Below are 22,297 nucleotides of genomic sequence, written 5' to 3'. Positions count from 1 at the left end.
TTCCAATTGATTTCAATGAATCGGGTTCTGACCCCAATTAGTTGATGGCCCGTCGGATCTGCTCCAGCACGTCCTTCGCGCTGGCCGGGATCGGCGTGCCGGGGCCGTAGATGCCCTTGACGCCGGCGTTGTACAGGTACTCGTAGTCCTGCTGCGGGATCACGCCGCCGACGAACACGATGATGTCGGTGGCGCCTTGTTTCTCCAGCTCCGCGATGATCGCCGGGACCAGCGTCTTGTGGCCCGCAGCCAGCGTGCTGATGCCCACGGCGTGCACGTCGTTCTCGATCGCCTGCCGCGCGCATTCTTCCGGCGTCTGGAACAGCGGGCCCATGTCGACGTCGAAGCCGAGGTCGGCATATGCGGTGGCCACCACCTTGGCGCCGCGGTCGTGGCCGTCCTGCCCCAGCTTGGCGATCATCACGCGCGGTCGCCGGCCGTGCTGATCGGCGAAGGCGGCAATCTCGCCCTTCAACTTGTCCCAGCCCTCGGCGGAATCGTAGGCAGCTGCATACACACCGGTCACCTTTTGCGTATCGGCGCGATGGCGCCCGAACACCTTCTCCAGCGCATCGCTCACCTCCCCCACCGTCGCCCGCAGCCGCACCGCGCGGATGGCCAGGTCCAGCAGGTTGCCCTGCCCGGTGCGCGCCGCGGTCGTCAGCGCCTCCAGCGCCGCATGCACGGCGCCGGCGTCGCGCGACGCCTTGATCTTCGCCAGGCGCGTGATCTGCTGCTCGCGCACCATCACGTTGTCGACTTCGCGGGCGTCCAAGGCGTCCTCGCGTTCCAGCCGGTACTTGTTGACACCCACGATCACGTCGCGGCCGGAGTCGATGCGGGCCTGCTTCTCGGCCGCCGCCGCCTCGATCTTCAGCTTGGCCCAGCCCGAATCGACGGCGCGGGTCATCCCGCCCATGGCTTCGACTTCCTCGATGATCTTCCACGCGGCGTCGGCCATCTCCTGCGTCAGCTTTTCCATCATGTAGCTGCCGGCCCAGGGGTCGATCACGTTCGGGATGTGCGTTTCCTCCTGGATGATCAGCTGCGTGTTGCGGGCGATGCGGGCGCTGAACTCCGTCGGCAGCGCCATCGCCTCGTCGAAGCTGTTCGTGTGCAGCGACTGCGTGCCGCCGAACACCGCCGCCATCGCCTCGATGGTGGTGCGCACGATGTTGTTGTAGGGGTCCTGCTCGGTCAGCGACCAGCCGGAGGTCTGGCAGTGCGTGCGCAGCATCAGGCTCTTGGCGTTCTTCGCGCCGACGCCCGACATGATCCGCCACCACAGCAGCCGCGCCGCCCGCATCTTGGCGATCTCGAGGTAGAAGTTCATCCCGACCGCCCAGAAGAAGGACAGGCGCCCCGCGAACTCGTCGACGTCCAGGCCCTTGGCCAGCGCCGTCTTCACGTATTCCTTGCCATCGGCCAGCGTGAAGGCCAGCTCCAGCGCCTGGTTGGCGCCCGCCTCCTGCATGTGGTAGCCGGAGATCGAGATCGAGTTGAACTTCGGCATGTTCTTCGCCGTGTACTCGATGATGTCGCCCACGATCCGCATGGAAGGCTCCGGCGGATAGATGTAGGTGTTGCGGACCACGAACTCCTTGAGGATGTCGTTCTGGATGGTGCCGCTCAACTGGTCCTGCTTCACGCCCTGCTCTTCGGCCGCCACCACATAGCCGGCCAGCACCGGCAGCACCGCGCCGTTCATGGTCATGGACACGGACACCTTGTCCAGCGGAATGCCGTCGAACAGGATCTTCATGTCCTCCACCGAATCGATGGCGACGCCGGCCTTGCCCACGTCACCCACCACGCGCGGATGGTCGCTGTCGTAACCGCGGTGCGTGGCCAGGTCGAAGGCGACACTCACCCCCTGCCCGCCGGCGGCGAGCCCCTTGCGGTAGAAGGCGTTCGATTCTTCCGCGGTCGAAAAGCCGGCGTACTGGCGGATGGTCCAGGGGCGCGCCGCGTACATGGTGGCCTGCGGGCCGCGCACGTAAGGCGCGAAGCCGGGCAAGGTGTCGACGTGCGGCAGCCCCTGCACGTCGGCGGCCGTGTACAGCGGCTGGACGGTGATGCCGTCGGGCGTCAGCCACCCCAGCGCCTCCACCTTCCCGCCGGGGGCGGATTTGGCTGCGGCTTTGCGCCAGTCCTCGACCGAGGCCGGCTTGTATTCGGGCGTGGGCGTGCTCATGGCGCTGATCTTACATCATTCATAATTATTGATAAAAAATGCGGGGCGACCTAGAATCGGCGGCATGTCTGCCATCTCGCTGGCCCCCCGCGCCCTTTACGAAGAGGTGGCGGAGCTATTGCGCCAGCGCATTTTCCGCCGCGAACTCGAGCCCGGAAGCTGGATCGACGAAGTGAAACTCTCGCAGGAATATGGCATCAGCCGCACGCCGTTGCGCGAAGCGCTGAAGGTGCTCGCGGCCGAGGGTTTGGTGACGATGAAGGTGCGGCGGGGCGCCTACGTCACGGAAGTCTCCGACCAGGACCTGACCGAGGTCTACCACCTGCTCTCGCTGCTCGAAAGCGACGCCGCCGCAGCGGTGGCCACGCGCGCCAGCGACGCCGAGCTGAAGGAATTGCAGAAACTGCACCGGGAGCTGGAAGGCGCCGTCCGGGACCGGGAGCGCTTCTTCGCCCTCAACGAAAGCTTCCACCTGCGCCTGCTGGAACTGGCCGGCAACCGCTGGCGCAACCAGATGGTGGCGGACCTGCGCAAGGTGATGAAGCTCAATCGCCACAACTCGCTGCTCAAGGCGGGACGGGTGGAGGAGTCGTTGCAGGAACATCGGGCGGTGATGGACGCGCTGGCCGTCCGCGACGCGGAAGGGGTCCGCCTGCGGATGCAGGAACATTTCAGGAACGGGCTGGAGGCCGCGGCTTAGCGCGTTTCACCGGGGTTCGGCTTCGCGCTCCCTGCCGGCCTGCGAAGAGGCCGCAATCCTCATGACGGTCTTGCTTGCGGCTGCGCCGCCGCGATCATCTGCTCCAGCGCCTCGCAGCGGGCTTGCAATGCCTCGATGCCCTCCTCGGGCGCTGCGCGTTCGAGGTCCAGGCTGGCGCGGCTGGCGTCCTTGAAGCCGTACATGGCCAGGCTGCCGGCCAGCTTGTGCGCGGTCACCCGCACCTGCTCGCGCTCACCCTGCCGCGCCGCCGCCGCCAGCGCCTGGGCCAGGCTGCGCCGCGTGCTCAGGAACTCCGGCATCAGCGACATCAGCGCCGGCTCGACCAGCACCGGGCCATCGGCAGCCGGCTCGCGGTGGCCGACCGTCTCGGGGTCCTGGCGGTGCAGCACGGCAAATACCTCCTCGCGGGATGCCGGCTTGGCCAGGTAGACGTCGAAGCCCGCGGCCAGGCAGCCGGCCCGCGTTGCGTCGTCGTCATGCGCGGAAAAGGCGGCGATGAAGCTGGGGGACTCGGCGCGATCGGCCTGCAGCGCGCGAATGCCGCGCACCGCTTCGATCCCACCCATCACCGGCATCTCCACGTCCATGAACACGATGTCCGGACGGCCTTCGCGCACGCATTCCAGCGCGCCGCGGCCGTTGACCGCCATGCGCACGGTCAACGGCGGCGAGGGCAGCAAGGTCTTGAGCACCACGACGTTGAATTCATCGTCGTCCACCACCAGCACCGACAGCGCCGGCAGCGATTCGGGACGCACCGGCTCGCGTACGATGATCGGCCCCGGCACGGCGCGCACCGGGCCGGCGGAATGCCACAAGGGCAGGCGCAGGGACAGCGTCGTGCCCTGCTCGCCGGACTGCATGCGCAGCGAGCCGCGCTGCACCCGCGCCATCAGCCGCGCGGAATAGGCGCCCAGCCCCGTGCCGCCTGCCTTGCCGTGGGTGGCGTACTTCTCGAAGAAGCGGTCGCGCAGTTCGGGCGGAACCTGACCCGCGTTGTGGATGTCCAGCGCCACCGCATCGCCGTCGCCGTCGCTCGAGCGGCGCAGCGTGATGCGCACCTCCGCGCCTTCGGGTGAGGCCTCCAGCGCGTTCTTCACCAGGTTGGCCAGCGTGGAGTAGCAAAGCAGCTCCTCGCCCTGCGCGTGGAGCGGCTGCTCGGGCAGGTCCAGCACCAGGCGCAGCTGCTTGGACCGCGCGTGCGCCTGCAGCTCGCCCATGACGGTCTGCGCCATCGCGCCCAGGTCCACGGCCTGCGCCCGCAGCCGGTAGGTGCCCTCTTCCATGCGGAACAGGTCGAGCGACAGGTTCACCATGCTCAGCACCCGTTGCGCCGCGCGTTCCACCATCCCCAGGAGTTCGTCTTCCGTCGGGTCCAGGGCACGGCGCTCGCGCAGCAGGCGCGGCACGGAAGCGATGCTCGCCATCGGCGTCTTCAGGTCGTGCCGGGCGATGCGCTCCACCTCTTCGCGCAGCCGGAAGGCCTCGCGCAGCGCGGTGTTCTGCGCTTCCAGCTGGCGCACCAGCGCATCGAGCCGCTCGCGCTGCTCGGCCTCCTTGGCCTGCTGCGTCTCGGCGATGTGGGAAAAGATGTTGCTGAAGACGACCAGCAGGCACAGCGTCACGGCGACGCGCGCGGTCAGCTGCGGGCCCAGGTGCATCCAGGCCATCGGAATGGTCACCAGGATCAGCAGCCCGTTGAACAGGTTGGCCTGACGCCGCGGCAACATGAAGTGGAACAGCATGATGCCGGGATAGACCCACAGGATCCCGACCAGGCCGATGTTGTACATGGCCGTCGCCAGGCCGGCGAGCGAGGCGAGGAAGATGGCGGTGGCGGGAACGACGGGCGCGCGTCCGCGGGCGATGGCAACAGCGTTGGCCAGCAGGCAGATCACGAAGGCGCTGGTGATGACACCCAGCAGCAGGCGGCCCTGGAAGAAGTTGTTGACGGAAAAAGGCCCCAGCAGGAGCGTCCCCGCCACGGACAGGCCCAGGAAGATCTTCCGCCGATGCGCCTCGATGAAAGCGGCGCCGAACTCGCGCACCGGTCGGTCGTGCGCGTCGTCGGACGGCCGCCTCGGCTGAAGGTCGTCGGTCACGGCCACGCTGTGTGTCCTCCTGCGACGATTATGCGACGCGCGTCGCGAAGGCAGCTATCGGAACGACCAGACGGCGCCGAAGTTGAGTCCGAGCACGTCGATGCCGGGGTTGGGCGAGGTCATCCCGAGGTTGGAGTGGTGCGTGAAATACACCGAGGCGGTCAGCGCGAACCTGTCCGTGAGCTGGCGGCGCACGCCGCCCTGCGTGTACCAGTTGAAGGTCAGGTCCTGGCCCTGGCCACCGGCCACGCCCCGCGAATCGATGAAGCCGAAGCCGCCGCCGATCTCGAAGAAGGCGGCGGTGCGGCTGTCGGCCGTCCAGAGCTCGAACGTCGGGGCGCCGGACACGGCGATGTAACGGCTTTCCGGTCCCTGCACGATCGCCTCGGCGATGAGGGCGAAGCGATTGCGCACGGCCAGCCGCATCCCGTCTTCGGAGCGCCAGAGATCGAACACGGCCGGACTGCGCCACGCCACCTGCAGCGGGACGATGCGGTAGTCATGGGGCGAGTTGTTCCGCACCTTGGCGAGGTAGCCCGCCTCGAGGGCGTACTCCCAGCGGTCGGCTGGATGCGGCGCCTGGGCCCGGGCCGCACCGGTGGCAGCGAGCGCCAGGGCGAACGTGGCCGCGGCGATGTTCCAGCGATTTCCCTTCATGGACCTTCTGCTTTCTTCATGCGCCGTAGGCGCGGTACTCCGAAAAGATGCCGACCTCGACATGGCGCTCGACACCGGCCAGGCCGGCATTGCGCAGCGTCTGCATCACCTCGGCCGGCGGCGCGCAGGCCTCGATGGTGTCCCAGTAGTAGCGCCACAGCATCGGCGTCGCGGGCGATCTCGACACCACGCGGGCGACGGCCGGGACCAGCCCGCGCATGTACGCCTTGAGGAGCAGGTTGGCGATGCGCCCTTCGGCGCGGGTGATCTCCAGCACCAGCAGCCGGCCGCCGGGCCTGAGCACGCGGCGGAATTCGGCCGCCGCCGCGGCGAAATCGGCGACGTGGCGCAGCGCATAGCCCATCACCAGGAAATCCGCGCTGCCCGACGCCACCGGGATTTCTTCAGCCCGGCCGATGCGGCAGTCGACTGCCTGGTCGAAGCGGGCCTGCTCCATCATGCCGGGGCTCGGGTCGACGCCCACCAGGCGGTGCGGTTCGCCGGTGATCTTCAGGATCTCCCGCGTCACAAGGCCAGTGCCCATGCCGACGTCCACCACCTGCATGCCGGGGCGCAGGCCGGCGCGCAGCAGGGCCAGCCGGCGATAACGGGAGCCGGTGCCCAGCCCGAGGATCTTGTCCAGCCGGTTGTAATCGATGGCGGTGGAGTCGAACGTGTCGCGCAGGAATGCCTCCCGCGCCACCGCGTCGTCACTGCGGTAATAGGCGGGAAGCGGCGCGTGCGGAAGGCGGACCGAGGCGCCGGGCGCCTCGTCCTGCCGTGAAAGATCGGACATCTGGGGACTGCTTCCTGGATGAAGCGTGGCGAATCGCTCACGTCGCCGTGATTGTCCACGGTCCCGCTGGGCGCCCTCGCATAAAATCGCAGCGTTCCACCTGCCCTGGGGTTTGGGCACAACAATGACCGCCAACAAAGAACTGCTTCACGAAGTGGCCAGCCTGCTGGTCGAAGCCTTGAACCTCGACATCAAACCCGAGGCCATCGCGCCGGATGCGCCGCTCTACGGCGACGGCCTCGGTCTCGACTCCATCGACATGCTGGAAGTCTCCCTCGTCGTGTCCCAGCGCTACGGCGTGCAATTGCGATCCGATGACGAGAACAACGACAAGATCTTCGCCTCCCTCGCCAGCCTGGCCGACCATATCGCCACCCACCGGACATCCTGAGATGCGCGACGGATTCGCATCGTCCCGCTCGCGCTGGGTCGCGACCGCGGTGGCGGTCGGCGCGCTGGCGTATGCGGCCGCCTGCTATGCCCTGATGACCCGCGCGCAGGATTCCGCCTGGTCGCTGGCGATCACGATCGGGCCGCTGCTCGTGGTGAGCGCGGCCTGGGCCTGGAATGCCGGCCACCGCGTGCTCGCCGTCGCCGGCGGGTTGGGCGCCGTGCTGCTCGGCGGCGTACTGCTGGGCCTGCAGGGCGCCGGCGGCCAGGGCATTCCCTCCCGCTGGCTGTACCTGGCCCAGCACGCGGGCGTGCACCTGGCGCTGGGGGCCTGGTTCGGCGCCACGCTCTGGCCGGGCGCCACGCCCCTGGTGACGGCGCTCGCGCGCCGCGTCCACGAAGTCACGCCAGCCATGGAGCAATACACGCGGCGCGTGACACTGGCGTGGACGCTCTATTTCGTGGTCATGGCCGTGACGTCGCTGGTGCTGTTCGCGCTGGGAGATTTCGCCCACTGGTCGCTGCTGGCCAACATCCTCACCCCGGTCTTCACCGTCGCCTTTTTCGTCGGCGAGTACCTCCTGCGCTACCGCCTGCATCCGGAATTCGAGCGCGTGAGCCTGCAGCGGGCGCTGCACGCCTACCGCAGCCACACCGGGCGCTCCGCGAAAGCGCCGCAGGGCGATTCCCGCACATGAACGCTTCCACCGCGCTGGAGGCAGCGTTGCCTCTCCTGGCCGGCCACGCCTCGCTGGACGAGCCGCTCGCCTGGCGCGCGGGCCAGCCGCTGTCGCGGCGGGGCTTCCTGCAGGACGCGCGGGCGCTCGCGCCCTCGCTGCCGCAAGGCGGCCCGGTGCTGCCGATGACGGCCGACCGCTACAACTTCGCGCTGGCCCTCGGCGCAGCCGTGGCGCGGGGCCAGGCCGCCCTGATGCCGCCGAACCACACGCCCGACATGGTGCGGCGCCTGCAGACGCTGTTCCCGTCCGCCTATGTGCTCGGCGACGCCGGGCAGCCCCAGCTCGCGCTGCCGACCCTCGCCTATCCCGGGTCGGCTCCCGCAGCCGGCGATCCGGCGCCGATGATCATGGTTGCCGCTTCCCACGAGGTGGCCCAGGTGCTCACCTCGGGGTCGACCGGCGAGCCGATGCCGCACGGCAAGCGCTGGGGGCAACTGGTGGTCAACATCGCGGCCGAAGCCCGGCGCATTTCCGAAACGCTGGGGCGCGCGGACCTGCGCGGCGTGACGATCGTGGGCACGGTGCCGGCGCATCACATGTACGGTTTCGAATCCACCGTGCTCATCGCCATGCTCGGGGGCGCGGCCTTCGCGAGCGAGCGCCCCTTCTTCGCGCGCGACATCGCGCGCGTGCTGGCCTCCGTGCCGCGGCCCCGCGTGCTGGTCACGACGCCACTGCACCTGAAAACGCTGCTGGACGCCGGCATCACGCTGCCGCAGGTGGACCTGGTGGTCAGCGCCACCGCCCCCTTGTCGCCGCAGTTGGCGGCGCGGGCGGAAGCGGCGCTGGCAGCGCCGCTGATGGAGATCTACGGCTGTACCGAGGCCGGCCAGGTCGCCACGCGCCTGACCACGCAGGCGCCGGAGTGGCGCACCTTCGACGGGCTGGTGCTGTCGGGCGACGGCGAACAATCCTGGGTGAGCGGGGGCCACGTGCCCGAGCCGACGCGGCTGGCCGACATCCTGGAGGTGCTGGAGCCCACGCGCTTCCGGCTGCTGGGTCGCAGCAACGACCTGATCAACGTCGCCGGCAAGCGCAGCTCGCTGGCGCACCTGAACCATCACCTGAACAGCATCGAGGGCGTGCAGGATGGCGCTTTCTGGTTGCCCCCCGAGGGCCGCACGGAAGCGGTGGTGCGGCTGGTGGCGATCGTCGTCGCGCCGGATCTGGACCGGCAGGCCCTGTTGGCCGCCTTGCGGGAACGGGTCGATGCTGCCTTCCTGCCCCGGCGCATCCTGCACGTGGACAGCCTCCCCCGCGACCCCACCGGCAAGCTGCCGTCGGGCCGGCTGGCGGAGCTTGCGACGCGCCTGCTGGCAGAGTCCGGCCATGACTGACATGCGCAGCACCCGCATCGAAGTGCCACGCGACCACCCCGCTTTCGCGGGCCATTTCCCGGGGCATCCCCTGTTGCCCGGCGTGGTGCTGCTCTCGGAGGTGCTGGAGGTGCTGTTGCGCCAGGAGCCCGGGGCAGTGGGCACGCAGCCGCGCATCAGTGCGGTGAAGTTCCTGGCGCCGGTGCGTCCGGGCGCGAGCCTCGAAATCCGCTGGAACGCGCCAGGCGAGCCGCGCCTGCGCTTCGAGGTCCTTCGACTCGCGGCGGGCGACCCGGCCGAGGGCGTGCTTGCCGCCAGCGGACAGCTGGAATGGGGCGAAGCTTGATGAGCGCCACGCGGGAGTCCGCCGACAACACGGCGGCCTGGGTGACGCAGGCGGAGCGCAGCAACCCGCTGGCCTTGCGCATGATGCGCTGGATCGCGCTCACGCTCGGGCGGCGCCTGTCGCGCCTGCTGCTGCACCCGATCACGCTGTACTTCGTGCTGGCTGGCGGGCCCACGATCGAGGCCTCGGCCGACTACCTCCAACGCGTGCTCGGGCGGGCGCCGCGCTGGCGCGATCGCTACGGCCACGTCCACCACTTCGCCGCGACCATCCTGGACCGCGTGTACCTGCTGCGCGGCGATTACGAGCGCTTCGACATCGACGTCGTCGGCATCGAGCACCTCGACGCCGTCCTGCGCTCGGAGCGCGGCGCCTTCCTGCTGGGTGCGCATCTCGGCAGCTTCGAGGTGTTGCGCGCGATGAGCGTGCAGCGGCCTGGTGCCCGCGTGGCCATGCTCATGTACGAACAGAATGCGCAGCTGCTCATGCAGATCCTGCGGGCGATCGCCCCCGATGCCACGCAGCGCATCATCGGCCTGGGCCGCATGCAGGCCATGCTGGAATTGCGCGACTGGCTGGATGCCGGGGGTGTCGCCGGCCTGCTGGCGGACCGCACGCTGCACGGGCCCGACCAGCATGCCGGCGCGGCCCGGTCCCGCATGCACTGGATCGACTTCATGGGCCGGCCGGCCGCGTTTTCGGACGGTCCGTTCCGGCTGGCTGCGCTGCTGCGGCGGCCCGTCCTGTTCATGACGGGCCTGTACCTGGGCGGCAACCGCTACCAGATCCATTTCGTGCCGCTGGCGGATTTCAGCGACGCGGTCGATCCTGCCACCGGCGGCAAGCGCGCGCCCTACGATGCCGCCGTCGACGCGGCGATCCTGCGCTACGCGCGGCTGCTCGAACAGCATTGCCGGCTGGCGCCGCGCAACTGGTTCAACTTCTTCGATTTCTGGGCCGGCAGCCGCGGCCCGCAGAATGCACCCCATGCGAGTTCCGACACACCCTGACGCCCACAAGGCCCTGCGCATCGCGCTGCTGGCGCTGTGCCTGGCCGCCACCGGCGCCGCGCGCGCGGCGGGCTTCGACCTGCAGGCGCTCACCCAGCAACTGGCGCAAACCCGATCGGGGCAGGCGGTGTTCGTGGAGGACCGGCGCGTGCAGCAACTGGACCAGACCCTGCGCTCCAGCGGCCGCCTGAGCTTCACAGCGCCCGACACTTTCGTGCGCGAAACCCTCAAGCCCAGCCACGAGCGCCTGGCGGTGGTCGGCAACCAGCTCACGATGAGCCGCGGCAGCCGCTCCCGCACCGCCATGCTGGACTCGGTGCCCGAGGCTGCGGTCATCGTCGAGGCGATCCGGGGCACCCTCACCGGCAACCGTGAAACGCTGGAGCGCTATTTCGACACCACCGTGCAGGGCAGCGCGCAGCAATGGCAGCTGGACCTGGTGCCGCGTGAGGCGCGCCTGCGCGGGCAGGTGGCCCACCTGCGCCTGAGCGGCCGGCAGGGCCAGGTGCGCGAGGTGCGCATGACGCTGGCCGACGGCGACACCTCCGTGATGCGCATCGAGCCCGAGCCCGGCGACGCGCCGGCCAAGCCTTGACCGACACGCGCATGCCGCCGCGCTGGCGGCACCCGGTTCCTTGGATCTGGCTGGCCGCCATGGCACTGGGCCTGTGGCTGTGCGCGCGCGCCACCTACGTGGCCGACCTGTCCGCTTTCCTGCCTTCCGCGCCGACGGCCGAACAGCGCGTGCTGATGGCGCAGTTGAAGAACGGCGCCGTCGGCCGCGTGCTGATGATCGGCATCCGCGGCGGCACGCCGCAGGCGCGCGCCGACGCGTCGCGCCGCCTGGCGGCGGGCCTGCGCGCCAGCAGCGCCTTCGACGCGGTGCACAACGGGGAAGATGGCGACCAGGAAGCGCTGGGCCGCGTGCTGTTCGAACGCCGCTACCTGCTGAGCCCGGGCGTCGATGCGCGGCGATTCAGCGTGGACGGCCTGCGCGAAGCCATCGACGAGACCGTGGGCCTGCTGGGAACCCCGGTGGGTTCCCGCATCAAGCCCCTGCTCTGGCGCGATCCCACCGGTGAAACGGTGCGGATGGCGGAGTCGATGCTGCCGGCGAGCGCGCCGCGGGTGGACGACGGCGTCTGGGTCTCGCGCACGCAGCCGCGCGCCGTGCTCGTGGCCACCACCCGTGCGGACGGCGGCGACCTCGACGCCCAGGAGGAGGCGCAACGGCAGGTGCGCGCGGGCTTCGCGGCACTCGGTGCTTCGGGACTGCAGCTGGAGCTGACCGGCCCCGGCGTGTTCGCCGTCGATTCGCGCGCGACCATCAAGTCGGAGGTCGAGCGGCTCGCCGTGGCCGGGACCATCGCCATGGTGGTGCTGCTGGTCCTGGCCTTCGGTTCGCTGCGCCCGCTGGGCATCGCCACGTTGCCGGTCGCCAGCGGCATCGTCGCCGGCATCGTCGCCACGAGCTTGGTGGCCGGGCAGGTGCACGGCCTCACGCTCGGATTCGGCACCACGCTGATCGGGGAAGCCGTGGACTACGGCATCTACTACCTGATCCAGGCGCGGGCCATGGGCCACGGCGGCTGGCTGCGCGAGCAGTGGCCCACCGTGCGCCTGGGCGTGTGGACCTCGGTGGCGGGCTTCGCGGCGCTGGTCATCTCGGGCTGGGACGGGCTGGCGCAACTGGGCATCTTTGCCGTCAGCGGCCTGCTGGCCGCGGCCCTGACCACACGCTACCTGCTGCCGGTGCTGGCCCCCAACGGCGCCGCCGGCGCGGGCATGCGCGAGCGGCTGGGCCGCCTGACGCAGTCGCTGACGCTCGCCCTGCCCCGCCTGCGCGTGCCGCTGCTGGCGCTGACCATCGCCGCGGCCGTGGCGCTCGCCTGGCTGCCTTCGCCCTGGCGCGGCTCGCTGTCCACGCTCAGCTCGGTGCCGCAGCAGGAGCTGGACCTCGAGGCCTCGCTGCGCGCCGACCTGGGCGCCGCCGACACCGGCGTGCTGGTGGCCGTCGAGGCCGCCGACGAAGCAGGCGCACTGGCCGCAGCCGAACGCATCGGCCAAAGGCTCGATGCGCTGGTGCAATCGGGAAAGCTGGCGTCCTACCAGTCGCCGGCGCGCATCCTCCCCAGCCCCGCGACCCAACTGGCGCGGCGCGACGCGTTGCCCGATGCCGCCGTGCTGCAGCAAAACCTGGCCGCCGCGACGCGCGATGGACCGCTGCCGGCGGCGAAGCTCTCGCCTTTCGTGCAGGACGTGCAGGCGCAGCGCACCGCGCGCCCGCTCACGCGGGCCGACCTCAAGGGCACCCCGCTGGCCGGCGCGCTCGATGCGCAGCTGCTGGCCGGCGCGGATGGCGCCCCGTGGACAGCGCTCCTGCTGCTGCAGGGGCCTGCCGGCGGGGACCTGCCGCTGGCGGAGCTTCGACAGGCCGCGGCCGACCTGCCCGGCACGCGCATCGTGCAGGTGCAGCCGGAACTCAATCGCATCTACGCCGGCTACCTGCAACAGGCCCGCTGGCAGGCGGCGGCCGGCGCGCTGGCGGTGCTGGCCCTGCTGGCGTGGCATCTCCGCTCGCTGCGGCGGCTGGCCGGCGTGCTGCTGCCGCTGGCAGCCAGCGTGGTCCTGGTGCTGGCGGGGTTCGCGCTGGCCGGCGCCGCGATGGGCGTGCTCCACCTGATCGGCCTGCTGCTGGTGGCGGCCATCGGCTCGAACTACGCGCTGTTCTTCGACTACCTGCGCCAGCGCGGCGACGCCGACACCGACACGCTGGCCTCCCTGATGCTGGCGAACCTGACCACGGTGGTCTCCTTTGCGCTGCTCGCCACGGCCAAGGTGCCCGTCCTGGCGGCGATGGGCTGGACCGTGGCGCCCGGTGCGCTGTTGTCGCTGTTGCTGGCCGCCGCCTTTTCGCGCGCCCCATCGCGGGGCGGGACGGCCCCTGTGACACAATGATCGACGCATGAGCTGGCTCGCATTCCGCCACGCCTTTCCATCTTTCACGTGAGCGCCGTTCCTTCCCCTCCGGATGTATCCCGCTGGCCCCTGACCCCGCTGCTCTGGGCGACGGTGGGGCTTCACGCCGCCGCCGCCGTCAGCCTGCTGGCCATGCCGGCGCAGTGGCCCTGGGCGCTCGCCGCGATCGCCCTGAACCATGCCTTGCTGACCGGGCTCGGTCTCTGGCCGCGCTCGACCGCGTTGGGAGCCAACCTGCTGCGGCTGCCGGATGCCGCTGCCGCCCGCAGGGAGGTCGCGCTGACCATCGACGATGGGCCGGAGCCCGAGGTCACCCCTGCGGTGCTGGACCTGCTGGCGGCCGCCGGTGCGCGCGCCACCTTCTTCTGCATTGCCGAGCGCGCGCGGCGACACCCGGAGCTGGTGCGCGAGATCGTGCGGCGCGGCCACAGCGTGCAGAACCACAGCCATGTGCACAGCCACAGGTTCTCGCTGCTCGGCCCGCGCGGCCTGGCGCGCGAGATCGAGGCTGCCCAGTCCGTGCTGTCCGAGATCACCGGCGAGGCGCCGCGCTTCTTCCGCGCCCCGGCCGGCCTGCGCAACCCGTTTCTCGCGCCGGTGCTGCACCGGATGGGAATCGCGCTGGCCAGCTGGACCCGGCGCGGTTTCGACACGCGCGAGCGCGATCCGCAGCGCGTGCTGCAGCGCCTCACGCGCGGCCTGGCGGCCGGCGACATCCTGTTGCTGCACGACGGTGGCTGCGCGCTCGACGCCCACGGCCGCCCCGTCGTTCTCGCCGTCCTGCCCGCCCTGCTGGCCGAACTGCGTCGCCAGGGGCTGGTGACCGTCACCTTGCCGCAGGCGCTGGCCCCGGCCCGGAGCCCCGCCCCATGACCAAGGACATGGCCACCGAGCGCGCTGCGTGGTCCCGCCTGCTGGACCGCGCCAGCGAGCCGTACCGCGGCGCCGGACGCTTCGCCTGGCACTTCGCGCGCGGCAAGCTCGGCCGCGATCCCGTGTTCCGCCACCTCCTCAAAAACGGACTCATTGCCCCGGGGGCGCGGGTGCTGGACGTGGGCTGCGGCCAGGGCTTGCTGGCCAGCCTGCTGCGTGCCTGCGCCGCCATGCGCGCGGCCGGAGAGTGGCCGCCGTCGTGGCCGGATGCGCCGACGGGCACGCAGCTCACCGGCATCGAATTGATGCAGCGCGACGTGGAGCGCGCCCGGGCGGCCCTGGGCGTTGGCGGAGACGCCCGGTTCGTCTGCGGCGACATGCGCAGCGAACCCTATCCTTCCTCGCACGCGGTCGTGATCCTGGACGTGCTCCATTACGTGACGCACGAGGAGCAGGACGCCGTGCTGCAGCGCGTGCACGATGCGCTGGTGCCCGGCGGCCGCCTGCTGCTGCGCGTGGGCGATGCCGACGAGCGCCGCGGCTTCGCCGTCAGCCAGTGGGTCGACCGCGTCGTCACGCGGGTGCGCGGGCACACCGTGGCGCCGGTGTACGGCCGCCCGCTGGCCGACTGGATCGCGCAGCTGCGCAAGCTCGGCATGCGGGTGGAGCCGCATCCGATGAGCCAGGGCACGCCGTTCGCCAACGTGCTGCTGGTGGCGCAACGCAGTGAAGCGGAGGGCGCATGACGCCTTTGCCCATTACCCACGCCACGCTCACCACGGCCCTGGGCGCGGGGCTGTCCGCGCATCTGGAGGCGCTGGGAGACCAGCGCTGCGGCCTCACCGCCTGCTCCTTCGATGACGTGGACCTGCCCGGATGGATCGGCCGCGCCGCGGGGCTGGAGGATGTCACGCTGCCCGCTGCCCTGCGCGAATACGACTGCCGCAACAACCGGCTGGCCTGGCTCGCGCTGCAGCAGGACGGCTTCGTGCAGGCCGTGCAGGCGGCGCGCACGCGCTGGGGCGCCCACCGCGTCGCGGTGCTGCTCGGCACCAGCACGTCCGGCATCCTCGAGACCGAACGGGCCTACGCCCATCGCGACGAAGCCGGCGCCCTGCCGGCGGCTTTCCGCTACGAAAAGACCCACAGCACCGCGTCGCTCGCGCGCTTCGTCGCCGAAGCGCTGGCCCTGACGGGTCCGAGCTGGGTGGTGTCCACCGCCTGCTCCTCCAGCGCCAAGGTGTTCGGCGACGCCGCCCGCCTGATCGACGCCGGCTGGATCGACGCCGCGATCGTCGGGGGCGTGGACAGCCTGTGCCTCACCACGCTGTACGGCTTCCACTCGCTGCAGCTGTTCACCGCCGACATCTGCCGCCCCTGGGACGCGCAGCGCATGGGCGTGTCGCTCGGCGAAGGCGCGGCCTTTTCCCTGTTGCAGCGCGAACCGGCCGCCGGACAGGCGCCGCTGGCGCGCTTGCTGGGCGTGGGCGAAAGCAGCGATGCCCACCACATGAGTTCCCCGCACCCGGAGGGCGAACTCGCCGCCGCCGCCATGCGGCAGGCGCTGGCCGGCGCCGGCCTGGCGCCGGAGCAGATCGACTACATCAACCTGCATGGCACCGGCACGCCGAGCAACGATGCCGCGGAAGACCGCGCCGTGCAATCGGTGTTCGGCCGGGAGCTGCCTTGCAGTTCCACCAAGGGTGCCACCGGCCACACGCTGGGCGCGGCCGGCGGCGTCGAGGCCGTGATCAGCATGCTGGCCCTGCGCCACGGGCTGATGCCGGGTGGCCTCAACGTGCGCGAGCGCGACCCCACGCTCGGCGTGAACTACCTGCAGGCCAACCGGCAGCAGCCCGTGCGCCATGTCCTGACCAACTCCTTCGGTTTCGGCGGCTCCAACGCCAGCCTGGTGCTGGGCAAGGAATGAGCGGCGCCATCGAATTCAGCGTGCTGGGCATCGGGCTCCTGGGTCCGGGTCTGGTGTCGTGGGACGAGGCGCAGCCCGTGCTGCGCGGCGATGCGCCGTACCTGGCCGTGCCGTCGGTGGTGCCCGCGCCCCTGCGGCTGCCTGCGGCGGAGCGGCGCCGCGCGGGCACGGCCGTGAAGGTGGCGCTGTGTGTCGCCGACTCGGCGTGCATCGCGGCGGGATGCGACCCGGCAGCGATGGCGACGGTGTTCACCTCCTCCAGCGGCGACGGCGTCAACTGCCACATCCTTTGCGAGACGCTGGCGCGTCCGCCCGGCCCCGACCGGCTGGTGTCACCGACCCGTTTCACGAATTCGGTGCACAACGCGCCGGCAGGCTACTGGCATATCGCCGTGGGCGGCCGCCACGCCTCCACCAGCGTCTGCGCGCACGACGACAGTTTCGGCGCCGGCCTGCTGGCCGCGCTCGCGCAGCTCCCCGGCTCGGCCGCGCCCGTGCTCCTGGTGTCCAGCGAGACCCCCTATCCGGAACCGCTCAACGCCACCCGGCCGCTGCCCGACGCGATGGGCGTCGCGTTCGTGCTGGGCGCCGCCGGCGATCCGACCCACGCCGGCGCCCGCCTGAAGGCGCGGCTGCTGCCCGGCGCGCCGGCAGGCACCGCCACCCGATGCCGCGACGCCGCGCTGGAAGACCTGCGCGAACGCATCCCTGCCGCCCGCGCCCTGCCGTTGCTGGAAGCCATCGCGCGGCGCCAGGCGGCGCGCGTGGTGCTGCCCGCCTCGCCGCAGCTGGCGCTGGAAATCGCGCTGGAGTTCGCGCCATGACGCTGGACCATGGCGAGATTGCCGGCCTGATCCCGCACGCCGGCCGCATGTGCCTGCTGGCGCGCGTGGACGCCTGGGACGCGCAGCAGATCCGCTGCACCGCCACCAGCCACACCGCAGCCGACCATCCCCTGCGCAGCGCCAGCGGCCTGCTGGCCTGCACCGCCGTCGAATACGCCGCGCAGGCGGCGGCGGTTCACGGCGGCCTGAAGGCCCGCGCTGCCGGCCGCTCCGCCTCGCCCGGATTCCTGGCCAGCGCCCGCGGCGTGCGGTTGCACCGGCTGCGGCTGGACGACCTCGCCGGGGAACTGGCCGTCGACGTCGAGCACGTGGCCGGCGACGACCGCCAGCTGCTGTACGCCTTCACGGTGCGACACGCCGGCCAGACTGTGGCCGAAGGGCGCCTCGCGGTCGTGCTGGACACGCCCTTGCTGCAATGAAGCGCGCGCTCGTCACCGGCGGCAGCGGCGACCTGGGCAGCGCGATCGCCCGTCGCCTCGCGCGCGACGGCCTGCACGTGATCGTGCATGCGAATGCGCGGCTCGCGGCGGCCGAGGAAGTCGCGCAAGCCATCCGCGCCGGCGGCGGGTCCGCCGAGGCCGTCGCCTTCGACGTGACCGATCCGCAGGCCACCTCCGCCGCGCTGGAGCGCCTGCTGGGAGCCGGCGCCATCCAGGTCCTGGTCAACAACGCCGGCATCCACGACGACGCCGTCTTCCCCGGCATGCGCGCCGAGCAATGGCACCGGGTGATCGACGTGTCGCTGCACGGCTTCTTCCACGTCACGCAGCCGCTCAGCTTGCCGATGGCGCGCACGCGCTGGGGACGCATCATCAGCATCAGCTCGGTGGCGGCCGTCATGGGCAACCGCGGACAGGCCAACTACGCAGCGGCCAAGGCCGGGTTGCACGGGGCGAGCAAGTCGCTGGCGCTGGAGCTGGCCAGCCGCGGCATCACGGTCAACGTGGTGGCGCCGGGCATCATCGCCTCGGCGATGGCCGACAAGGCGTTCGACAAGGACATGATCGCGCGGATGGTGCCGGCCAAGCGCGCCGGCCATGCGGACGAAGTCGCCGCGCTGGTCGCCTTCCTGGCAGGCGAGGAAGCCGGCTACATCTCCGGCCAGGTCATCTCGATCAATGGCGGGATGGCCTGACGGCCACCTGCCTGGGGCTGCTAGCGCCGCCCCAGGTACTGGAACGGCGGCAGTCCGCGCAAGCGGCGCAGCAGCAGCCCGGGCAAGCGCACCAGGGTCTCGGCGAGCAGGCGCGCATGCATCCACGTCAGCAGGATGTTGTCGCGCACGTAATTGAAGTGCGACACGCCGCCTTCATCCGCCCGCAGGTACTTCACCGGCGCGTCGATGTTGATCGGGGCCACCCCGCCCCAGGCCAGCCGCACGACGGCTTCGGTATCGAAGTCGAAGCGGCGCATCCAGGGCTGCCGGTGCATCACGTCGACCAGCTCGACGATCGGGTACACCCGAAAGCCGAACAGCGAATCGCCGATGCCGGCGCCCAGGGTCTCGAGGTAGGTCCAGCCGTTGGACAGGCGCCGGCCGCGCACGCGCAACATCGGCGCCGACGCGTCGAACACCGGCTTGCCGAGGATCATCGCGTCCGGCCGGGCCTGGGACTCGCGCATGAAGGCGGGGATCAGGTCCGCCGGATGCTGGCCATCGGAGTCCATTGCGAGCGCATGCGTGAAGCCGGCCTGGTGCGCGGCCTCCAGTCCCGCCAGCATGGCGCTGCCCTTGCCCCTGTTTTCGGGGAGCACGATCACCCGAAGGTGCGGGTCCTGCGCAGCCATGCGCTGCAGTTCGTCGCCGGTGCCGTCGGTGCTGCCGTCGATCACCACCCACACGGGCGCCCAGCGCTGGCGCGCATCGCGGACCGTTTCGAAGACTTTCGTGCCAGTGTTGTAGCTCGGGATCAGCACCAGGTGCGTGTGCGAAGCGTCCTTCAACGGGCCAGCTCCTGGCGGAAGTGCTCTTCCAGGCGGGCGGACAGCTGGTCGGGGTCGTCGCCCGGCTCGAAGCGTTCTCCCAGGCGCGCGCGGAACAGCACCGGGATCGGCGGCAGTTTCCACAGCGGCCAGCCCTTGCCCAGGTAGGGCGAGGAGGTTTCGATCACCACCGTCTGGACCGGCACGCCCGCCCGCACCGCGATCAACGAGATGCTGCGGCTGAAGGGATGGATCTGGCCGGGCGCCGGGCTGCGCGTGCCCTCGGGAAAGGCCACCAGCTGGCAGCCCTCCTCCAGGCGTTCGATGGACGTGCGAACCATCGTGCGGATGGAGTCGTTGACGACGTAACCCGCGAAACCGGCGCCGATGCCGAGAAAGGGGTTGCGCATCAGCGAACCCTTCATGATGCACGCGCTGCGCGGCAGCCGTGCCACGATCATCAGGGCGTCCAGCAGGCTGGGATGATTGGCGGCGATGAGCAGCCCGCCGGGCAGGTCACGCAGCGTGTCCAGTGATTCCGCCTCCAGCCGCATCAGGCCGCTGGCCCGGGCGCAGGCCCAGTAGAAGCGATAGCCGTACGCGATGCCGGCGCGGCCGACCCGGCGCCCCAGCGCGCCCCGCAGGAAGAACCTCAGCACGAAGGCGATGGCATTCCACGTCAGCGAGATCACCCCCAGCCACGCCAGCAGCACCAGCAGCCAGGTCCGCAGCAGCCCGCGCACGAGCCACGCAGCGCCGGTGTCGGCTGCCGGCACGCCCTCATTGACCTCGATGGAAACCGGCTTCACGAAATCGCCGTGTCCAGTTCACGGATGTTCTGGCGGCGGCGCCGCCAGGACTTCCAGGTGCGTACCGGGTGCGCGAGCGACACCGCGTAGTACATGCCCTTGAACAGGTTGAGCGGCAGCCGGTAGGGCGTACGGCCGTGGACGTCACCCGCCAGCACCGAGAGCACGGCTTCCTTCACGCGCAGCGGGTTGGCGGGATGCATGAAGAAGCCGCGCATGGCCGGATTGGTGACGCGGTAGATGAACCAGCTGAACTCCCGGGGCCCCTGCCGCGTGAAGCGGTCGAACTCGGCGCGTTGGCGCGCGACGGCGGCCGGCCCTTGCTGCAGCGTCGCCTCCACCAGCGGCAGCGCGGCGAAGGCGGAGCTCATCGCCAGGTAGACCCCGGAGGAGAACACGGGGTCGACGAAGGCGTACGCGTCGCCCAGCATCGCGTAGCGGTCGCCCACGCAATGCGTGCCGACGTAGGAGTAGTTGCCGGTGGCGTACACCTTGTTGTCGACCAGCGTGGCGTCGCGCAGCCGCTCCGCCAGCGCCGGGCAGGCGGCGATGGTGTCATGGAAGAACTCGGGCAACGGCTTGTTGCGCGACTTCAGGTAATAGGGCCACACCACGGCGCCAATGCTGGTGGTGCCGTCGGCCAGCGGGATGAACCAGAACCAGCCGTGGTCGAACCAGAAGATGGTGATGTTCCCTTCCAGCTTGCCTTCCAGCCGGCGCGCCCCGGTGAAGTGGCCGAACAGGGCCGAGCTGTTGTGGTCCGGGTGCTTCTGCTTGGTCTTGAGCTTGTTGGCCAGCAAGGTGTCGCGGCCGCTGGCATCCACCAGATAGCGGCAACGCCAGGTGGCCCGGCTGCCGTCGTCGCGCTCGACCTGCACCAGGGCGCCATCGGCGTCGAAGTGCACCTCGCGTGCCCGGTGGCCCTCCAGGGTGCGGGCGCCGGCCTCGCCGGCCGTGCGGAACAGCAGGTGGTCGAGGTCGGAGCGGCGCACCTGCCACGCATAGGGCTGCGACTTGTCCATGGCCTCGGCGAATTCGACGAAGCCCTGGCCCGCGTGATCGGGCGAGACGAACTCCACGCCCCACTTGGCCATGCCCATCTTCTCGACCTCCGCCCGCACGCCGAGTTCGTCGAACAGGCGCGCGTTGGCCGGCAACAGCGACTCGCCGATGTGGAAGCGGGGGTGGTGTTCCTTCTCCAGCACATGCACGTCGTGGCCGCGGCGCGCCAGCAGCGTGCCCAGCGTGGACCCGGCGGGACCCCCGCCGATGACCAGCACGTCACAGGAAAAACTGGGCGGGGAGTTGGGAGCCGGCGCGGCGTTCGAGGACTGCATCAGGATTGGGATTGGTCGGCATGATTCTAGCGACGGCGCCGCCGCGCACGCCCCCAGCGAGGGAAGGCGGCACGGAAAAGGTCACGCGCCGGGCCGGGAGCGTTGCATCCGCGCCAGCGGGGCGTGTAAAGCTCAGAACGCCGCGATCCCCGTCTGCGCCCGCCCCAGGATCAGCGCGTGGATGTCATGCGTGCCTTCGTAGGTGTTGACCACCTCGAGGTTGACCAGGTGGCGGGCGACGCCGAATTCGTCGCTGATGCCGTTGCCGCCCATCATGTCGCGGGCCACGCGGGCGATGTCCAGCGCCTTGCCGCAGGAGTTGCGCTTCATGATGGAGGTGATCTCCACCGAGGCGGTGCCCTCGTCCTTCATGCGGCCCAGGCGCAGGCAGCCCTGCAGGCCCAGCGTGATCTCGGTCTGCATGTCGGCCAGCTTCTTCTGCACCAGCTGGTTGGCCGCCAGCGGCCGGCCGAACTGCTTGCGGTCCAGCACGTACTGCCGGGCGCGGAACCAGCAGTCCTCCGCCGCGCCCAGCGCGCCCCAGGAGATGCCGTAGCGGGCCGAGTCCAGGCAGGTGAACGGGCCCTTCAGGCCGCGCACCTCGGGGAAGGCGTTCTCCTCGGGGCAGAACACGTCCTCCATCACGATCTCGCCGGTGATCGATGCGCGCAGCCCGACCTTGCCGCTGATCTTGGGCGCGGACAGGCCCTTCCAGCCCTTCTCCAGCACGAAGCCGCGGATCGAACCCTCGTCGTCCTTGGCCCAGACCACGAACACGTCGGCGATCGGCGAATTGGTGATCCACATCTTGCTGCCGGTCAGCTTGTAGCCGCCGTCGACCTTGCGGGCGCGGCTGATCATGCTGGCGGGGTCCGAGCCATGGTTGGGCTCGGTCAGGCCGAAGCAGCCGATCCACTCCCCGGTCGCCAGCTTCGGCAGGTACTTCTGCCTGGTCGCCTCGTTGCCGAACGCGTTGATCGGCACCATCACCAGCGACGACTGCACGCTCATCATCGAGCGGTACCCGGAATCGACCCGCTCCACTTCACGCGCCACCAGGCCGTAGCAGACGTAGTTGAGGCCGGCGCCGCCGTACTGCTCGGGGATGGTGGCGCCGAGCAGGCCGAGGGACCCCATCTCGCGGAAGATGCCGGCGTCGGTCGTCTCGTGGCGGAAGGCCTCGGTGACGCGGCTCAGCAGTTGTTCCTGGCAATACGCATGGGCGGCGTCGCGCACGGCGCGCTCGTCGTCGGTGATCTGCGACTCCAGCAGCAGCGGATCGGCCCACTGGAAGGCGGCTTTGGTTTTGGCGTTGGCCATGGTTGGAGG

The 22,297-nt window shown here is 70.6% G+C and carries 22 protein-coding genes; 14 read left to right on the top strand and 8 right to left on the bottom strand.

Annotated features, from left to right (window positions below):
- Positions 1 to 37: 37 nt before the first annotated feature.
- Positions 38 to 2,194: a methylmalonyl-CoA mutase gene (gene scpA, locus WG902_RS01540; RefSeq protein ID WP_340058124.1), complete on the bottom strand. Its 2,157-nt coding sequence runs from the start codon at positions 2,192 to 2,194 to the stop codon at positions 38 to 40.
- Positions 2,195 to 2,258: 64 nt separating this feature from the next.
- On the opposite strand from scpA, the gene WG902_RS01535 reads away from it, so the two are divergent.
- Positions 2,259 to 2,894: a GntR family transcriptional regulator gene (locus WG902_RS01535; RefSeq protein WP_340058122.1), complete on the top strand. Its 636-nt coding sequence runs from the start codon at positions 2,259 to 2,261 to the stop codon at positions 2,892 to 2,894.
- 59 nt (positions 2,895 to 2,953) lie between these two features.
- Here WG902_RS01535 and WG902_RS01530 read toward each other — a convergent pair whose 3' ends face one another.
- The 3 genes from WG902_RS01530 to WG902_RS01520 are packed head-to-tail and all read right to left on the bottom strand — an operon-like array spanning position 2,954 to position 6,470.
- Entirely contained in the window at positions 2,954 to 5,017 is a 2,064-nt protein-coding gene (locus tag WG902_RS01530) for a response regulator (RefSeq protein ID WP_340058121.1), read from the bottom strand.
- Between the two features lie 54 nt (positions 5,018 to 5,071).
- Positions 5,072 to 5,674 carry an acyloxyacyl hydrolase gene (locus WG902_RS01525; protein WP_340058119.1) on the bottom strand — a complete coding sequence of 201 codons (603 nt, stop codon included), beginning with the start codon at positions 5,672 to 5,674 and terminating at the stop codon, positions 5,072 to 5,074.
- A 16-nt stretch (positions 5,675 to 5,690) separates the two neighbouring features.
- Positions 5,691 to 6,470 carry a class I SAM-dependent methyltransferase gene (locus WG902_RS01520; RefSeq protein WP_340058118.1) on the bottom strand — a complete coding sequence of 260 codons (780 nt, stop codon included), beginning with the start codon at positions 6,468 to 6,470 and terminating at the stop codon, positions 5,691 to 5,693.
- Positions 6,471 to 6,594: 124 nt separating this feature from the next.
- Between WG902_RS01520 and WG902_RS01515 the strand changes: the two genes are divergently transcribed.
- Genes WG902_RS01515 through fabG form a run of 13 tightly spaced genes read left to right on the top strand, consistent with a single transcriptional unit; the run spans position 6,595 to position 18,034 of the window.
- The gene (locus WG902_RS01515; RefSeq protein ID WP_340058117.1) at positions 6,595 to 6,861 is read left to right on the top strand and encodes a phosphopantetheine-binding protein; all 267 of its coding nucleotides are present in this window, start codon (positions 6,595 to 6,597) and stop codon (positions 6,859 to 6,861) included.
- Between the two features lies 1 nt (position 6,862).
- Positions 6,863 to 7,558, top strand: a complete 696-nt coding sequence (locus tag WG902_RS01510) for a hypothetical protein (protein ID WP_340058116.1) — start codon at positions 6,863 to 6,865, stop codon at positions 7,556 to 7,558.
- Positions 7,555 to 8,937, top strand: a complete 1,383-nt coding sequence (locus WG902_RS01505; RefSeq protein ID WP_340058115.1) for an AMP-binding protein — start codon at positions 7,555 to 7,557, stop codon at positions 8,935 to 8,937. The genes WG902_RS01510 and WG902_RS01505 overlap by 4 nt, the downstream gene beginning before the upstream one ends.
- Complete coding sequence (locus WG902_RS01500) at positions 8,930 to 9,262, top strand: hypothetical protein (RefSeq protein WP_340058114.1); 333 nt, start codon at positions 8,930 to 8,932, stop codon at positions 9,260 to 9,262. The genes WG902_RS01505 and WG902_RS01500 overlap by 8 nt, the downstream gene beginning before the upstream one ends.
- Entirely contained in the window at positions 9,262 to 10,272 is a 1,011-nt protein-coding gene (locus WG902_RS01495) for an LpxL/LpxP family acyltransferase (RefSeq protein ID WP_340058113.1), read from the top strand. Before WG902_RS01500 ends, WG902_RS01495 begins: the two co-directional genes overlap by 1 nt.
- A complete protein-coding gene (locus WG902_RS01490) occupies positions 10,250 to 10,867 on the top strand; it encodes a LolA-related protein (RefSeq protein WP_340058112.1) in 618 nt (205 codons plus the stop codon). Before WG902_RS01495 ends, WG902_RS01490 begins: the two co-directional genes overlap by 23 nt.
- On the top strand, positions 10,864 to 13,230 hold the full coding sequence (locus WG902_RS01485; RefSeq protein WP_340058111.1) for an MMPL family transporter: 2,367 nt from the start codon (positions 10,864 to 10,866) through the stop codon (positions 13,228 to 13,230). The genes WG902_RS01490 and WG902_RS01485 overlap by 4 nt, the downstream gene beginning before the upstream one ends.
- A 48-nt stretch (positions 13,231 to 13,278) precedes the next feature.
- On the top strand, positions 13,279 to 14,124 hold the full coding sequence (locus tag WG902_RS01480; protein WP_340058110.1) for a polysaccharide deacetylase family protein: 846 nt from the start codon (positions 13,279 to 13,281) through the stop codon (positions 14,122 to 14,124).
- Positions 14,121 to 14,870, top strand: a complete 750-nt coding sequence (locus WG902_RS01475) for a class I SAM-dependent methyltransferase (RefSeq protein ID WP_340058109.1) — start codon at positions 14,121 to 14,123, stop codon at positions 14,868 to 14,870. Before WG902_RS01480 ends, WG902_RS01475 begins: the two co-directional genes overlap by 4 nt.
- Positions 14,867 to 16,054 (top strand): beta-ketoacyl-[acyl-carrier-protein] synthase family protein, encoded by a 1,188-nt coding sequence (locus tag WG902_RS01470; RefSeq protein WP_340058108.1) that lies wholly within the window; start codon positions 14,867 to 14,869, stop codon positions 16,052 to 16,054. The genes WG902_RS01475 and WG902_RS01470 overlap by 4 nt, the downstream gene beginning before the upstream one ends.
- On the top strand, positions 16,051 to 16,878 hold the full coding sequence (locus tag WG902_RS01465; protein WP_340058107.1) for a beta-ketoacyl synthase chain length factor: 828 nt from the start codon (positions 16,051 to 16,053) through the stop codon (positions 16,876 to 16,878). The genes WG902_RS01470 and WG902_RS01465 overlap by 4 nt, the downstream gene beginning before the upstream one ends.
- Positions 16,875 to 17,318: a hydroxymyristoyl-ACP dehydratase gene (locus WG902_RS01460; RefSeq protein ID WP_340058106.1), complete on the top strand. Its 444-nt coding sequence runs from the start codon at positions 16,875 to 16,877 to the stop codon at positions 17,316 to 17,318. The genes WG902_RS01465 and WG902_RS01460 overlap by 4 nt, the downstream gene beginning before the upstream one ends.
- Positions 17,315 to 18,034: a 3-oxoacyl-ACP reductase FabG gene (fabG, locus tag WG902_RS01455; protein WP_340058105.1), complete on the top strand. Its 720-nt coding sequence runs from the start codon at positions 17,315 to 17,317 to the stop codon at positions 18,032 to 18,034. Before WG902_RS01460 ends, fabG begins: the two co-directional genes overlap by 4 nt.
- A gap of 20 nt (positions 18,035 to 18,054) precedes the next feature.
- Here fabG and WG902_RS01450 read toward each other — a convergent pair whose 3' ends face one another.
- The 4 genes from WG902_RS01450 to WG902_RS01435 all read right to left on the bottom strand — a co-directional run bounded on the left by WG902_RS01450 (position 18,055) and on the right by WG902_RS01435 (position 22,288).
- Positions 18,055 to 18,843 (bottom strand): glycosyltransferase family 2 protein, encoded by a 789-nt coding sequence (locus WG902_RS01450; RefSeq protein WP_340058104.1) that lies wholly within the window; start codon positions 18,841 to 18,843, stop codon positions 18,055 to 18,057.
- Positions 18,840 to 19,631, bottom strand: coding sequence for a lysophospholipid acyltransferase family protein (locus WG902_RS01445; RefSeq protein WP_340058103.1), 792 nt, complete (start codon positions 19,629 to 19,631; stop codon positions 18,840 to 18,842). The genes WG902_RS01450 and WG902_RS01445 overlap by 4 nt, the downstream gene beginning before the upstream one ends.
- A complete protein-coding gene (locus WG902_RS01440; protein ID WP_340058102.1) occupies positions 19,628 to 20,968 on the bottom strand; it encodes an NAD(P)/FAD-dependent oxidoreductase in 1,341 nt (446 codons plus the stop codon). Before WG902_RS01440 ends, WG902_RS01445 begins: the two co-directional genes overlap by 4 nt.
- Positions 20,969 to 21,100: 132 nt before the next feature.
- Positions 21,101 to 22,288: an acyl-CoA dehydrogenase gene (locus WG902_RS01435; RefSeq protein ID WP_340058101.1), complete on the bottom strand. Its 1,188-nt coding sequence runs from the start codon at positions 22,286 to 22,288 to the stop codon at positions 21,101 to 21,103.
- Positions 22,289 to 22,297 lie beyond the last annotated feature (9 nt).

The organism is Ramlibacter sp. PS3R-8 (assembly GCF_037572435.1).
Classification (GTDB): domain Bacteria; phylum Pseudomonadota; class Gammaproteobacteria; order Burkholderiales; family Burkholderiaceae_C; genus Ramlibacter.
Note: the sequence above shows the minus strand (reverse complement) of the source record. Positions and strands in the feature narration are given on the sequence as shown.

Coding starts and splice junctions, on each gene's coding strand:
- WG902_RS01465 (WP_340058107.1), top strand. CDS start 16,051: ATGAGCGGCGCCATCGAATTCAGCGTGCTGGGCATCGGGCTCCTGGGT.
- WG902_RS01490 (WP_340058112.1), top strand. CDS start 10,250: ATGCGAGTTCCGACACACCCTGACGCCCACAAGGCCCTGCGCATCGCG.
- WG902_RS01535 (WP_340058122.1), top strand. CDS start 2,259: ATGTCTGCCATCTCGCTGGCCCCCCGCGCCCTTTACGAAGAGGTGGCG.
- WG902_RS01435 (WP_340058101.1), bottom strand. CDS start 22,288: ATGGCCAACGCCAAAACCAAAGCCGCCTTCCAGTGGGCCGATCCGCTG.
- WG902_RS01475 (WP_340058109.1), top strand. CDS start 14,121: ATGACCAAGGACATGGCCACCGAGCGCGCTGCGTGGTCCCGCCTGCTG.
- WG902_RS01525 (WP_340058119.1), bottom strand. CDS start 5,674: ATGAAGGGAAATCGCTGGAACATCGCCGCGGCCACGTTCGCCCTGGCG.
- WG902_RS01470 (WP_340058108.1), top strand. CDS start 14,867: ATGACGCCTTTGCCCATTACCCACGCCACGCTCACCACGGCCCTGGGC.
- WG902_RS01440 (WP_340058102.1), bottom strand. CDS start 20,968: ATGCAGTCCTCGAACGCCGCGCCGGCTCCCAACTCCCCGCCCAGTTTT.
- WG902_RS01460 (WP_340058106.1), top strand. CDS start 16,875: ATGACGCTGGACCATGGCGAGATTGCCGGCCTGATCCCGCACGCCGGC.
- fabG (WP_340058105.1), top strand. CDS start 17,315: ATGAAGCGCGCGCTCGTCACCGGCGGCAGCGGCGACCTGGGCAGCGCG.
- WG902_RS01495 (WP_340058113.1), top strand. CDS start 9,262: ATGAGCGCCACGCGGGAGTCCGCCGACAACACGGCGGCCTGGGTGACG.
- WG902_RS01515 (WP_340058117.1), top strand. CDS start 6,595: ATGACCGCCAACAAAGAACTGCTTCACGAAGTGGCCAGCCTGCTGGTC.
- WG902_RS01510 (WP_340058116.1), top strand. CDS start 6,863: ATGCGCGACGGATTCGCATCGTCCCGCTCGCGCTGGGTCGCGACCGCG.
- WG902_RS01505 (WP_340058115.1), top strand. CDS start 7,555: ATGAACGCTTCCACCGCGCTGGAGGCAGCGTTGCCTCTCCTGGCCGGC.
- WG902_RS01520 (WP_340058118.1), bottom strand. CDS start 6,470: ATGTCCGATCTTTCACGGCAGGACGAGGCGCCCGGCGCCTCGGTCCGC.
- scpA (WP_340058124.1), bottom strand. CDS start 2,194: ATGAGCACGCCCACGCCCGAATACAAGCCGGCCTCGGTCGAGGACTGG.
- WG902_RS01500 (WP_340058114.1), top strand. CDS start 8,930: ATGACTGACATGCGCAGCACCCGCATCGAAGTGCCACGCGACCACCCC.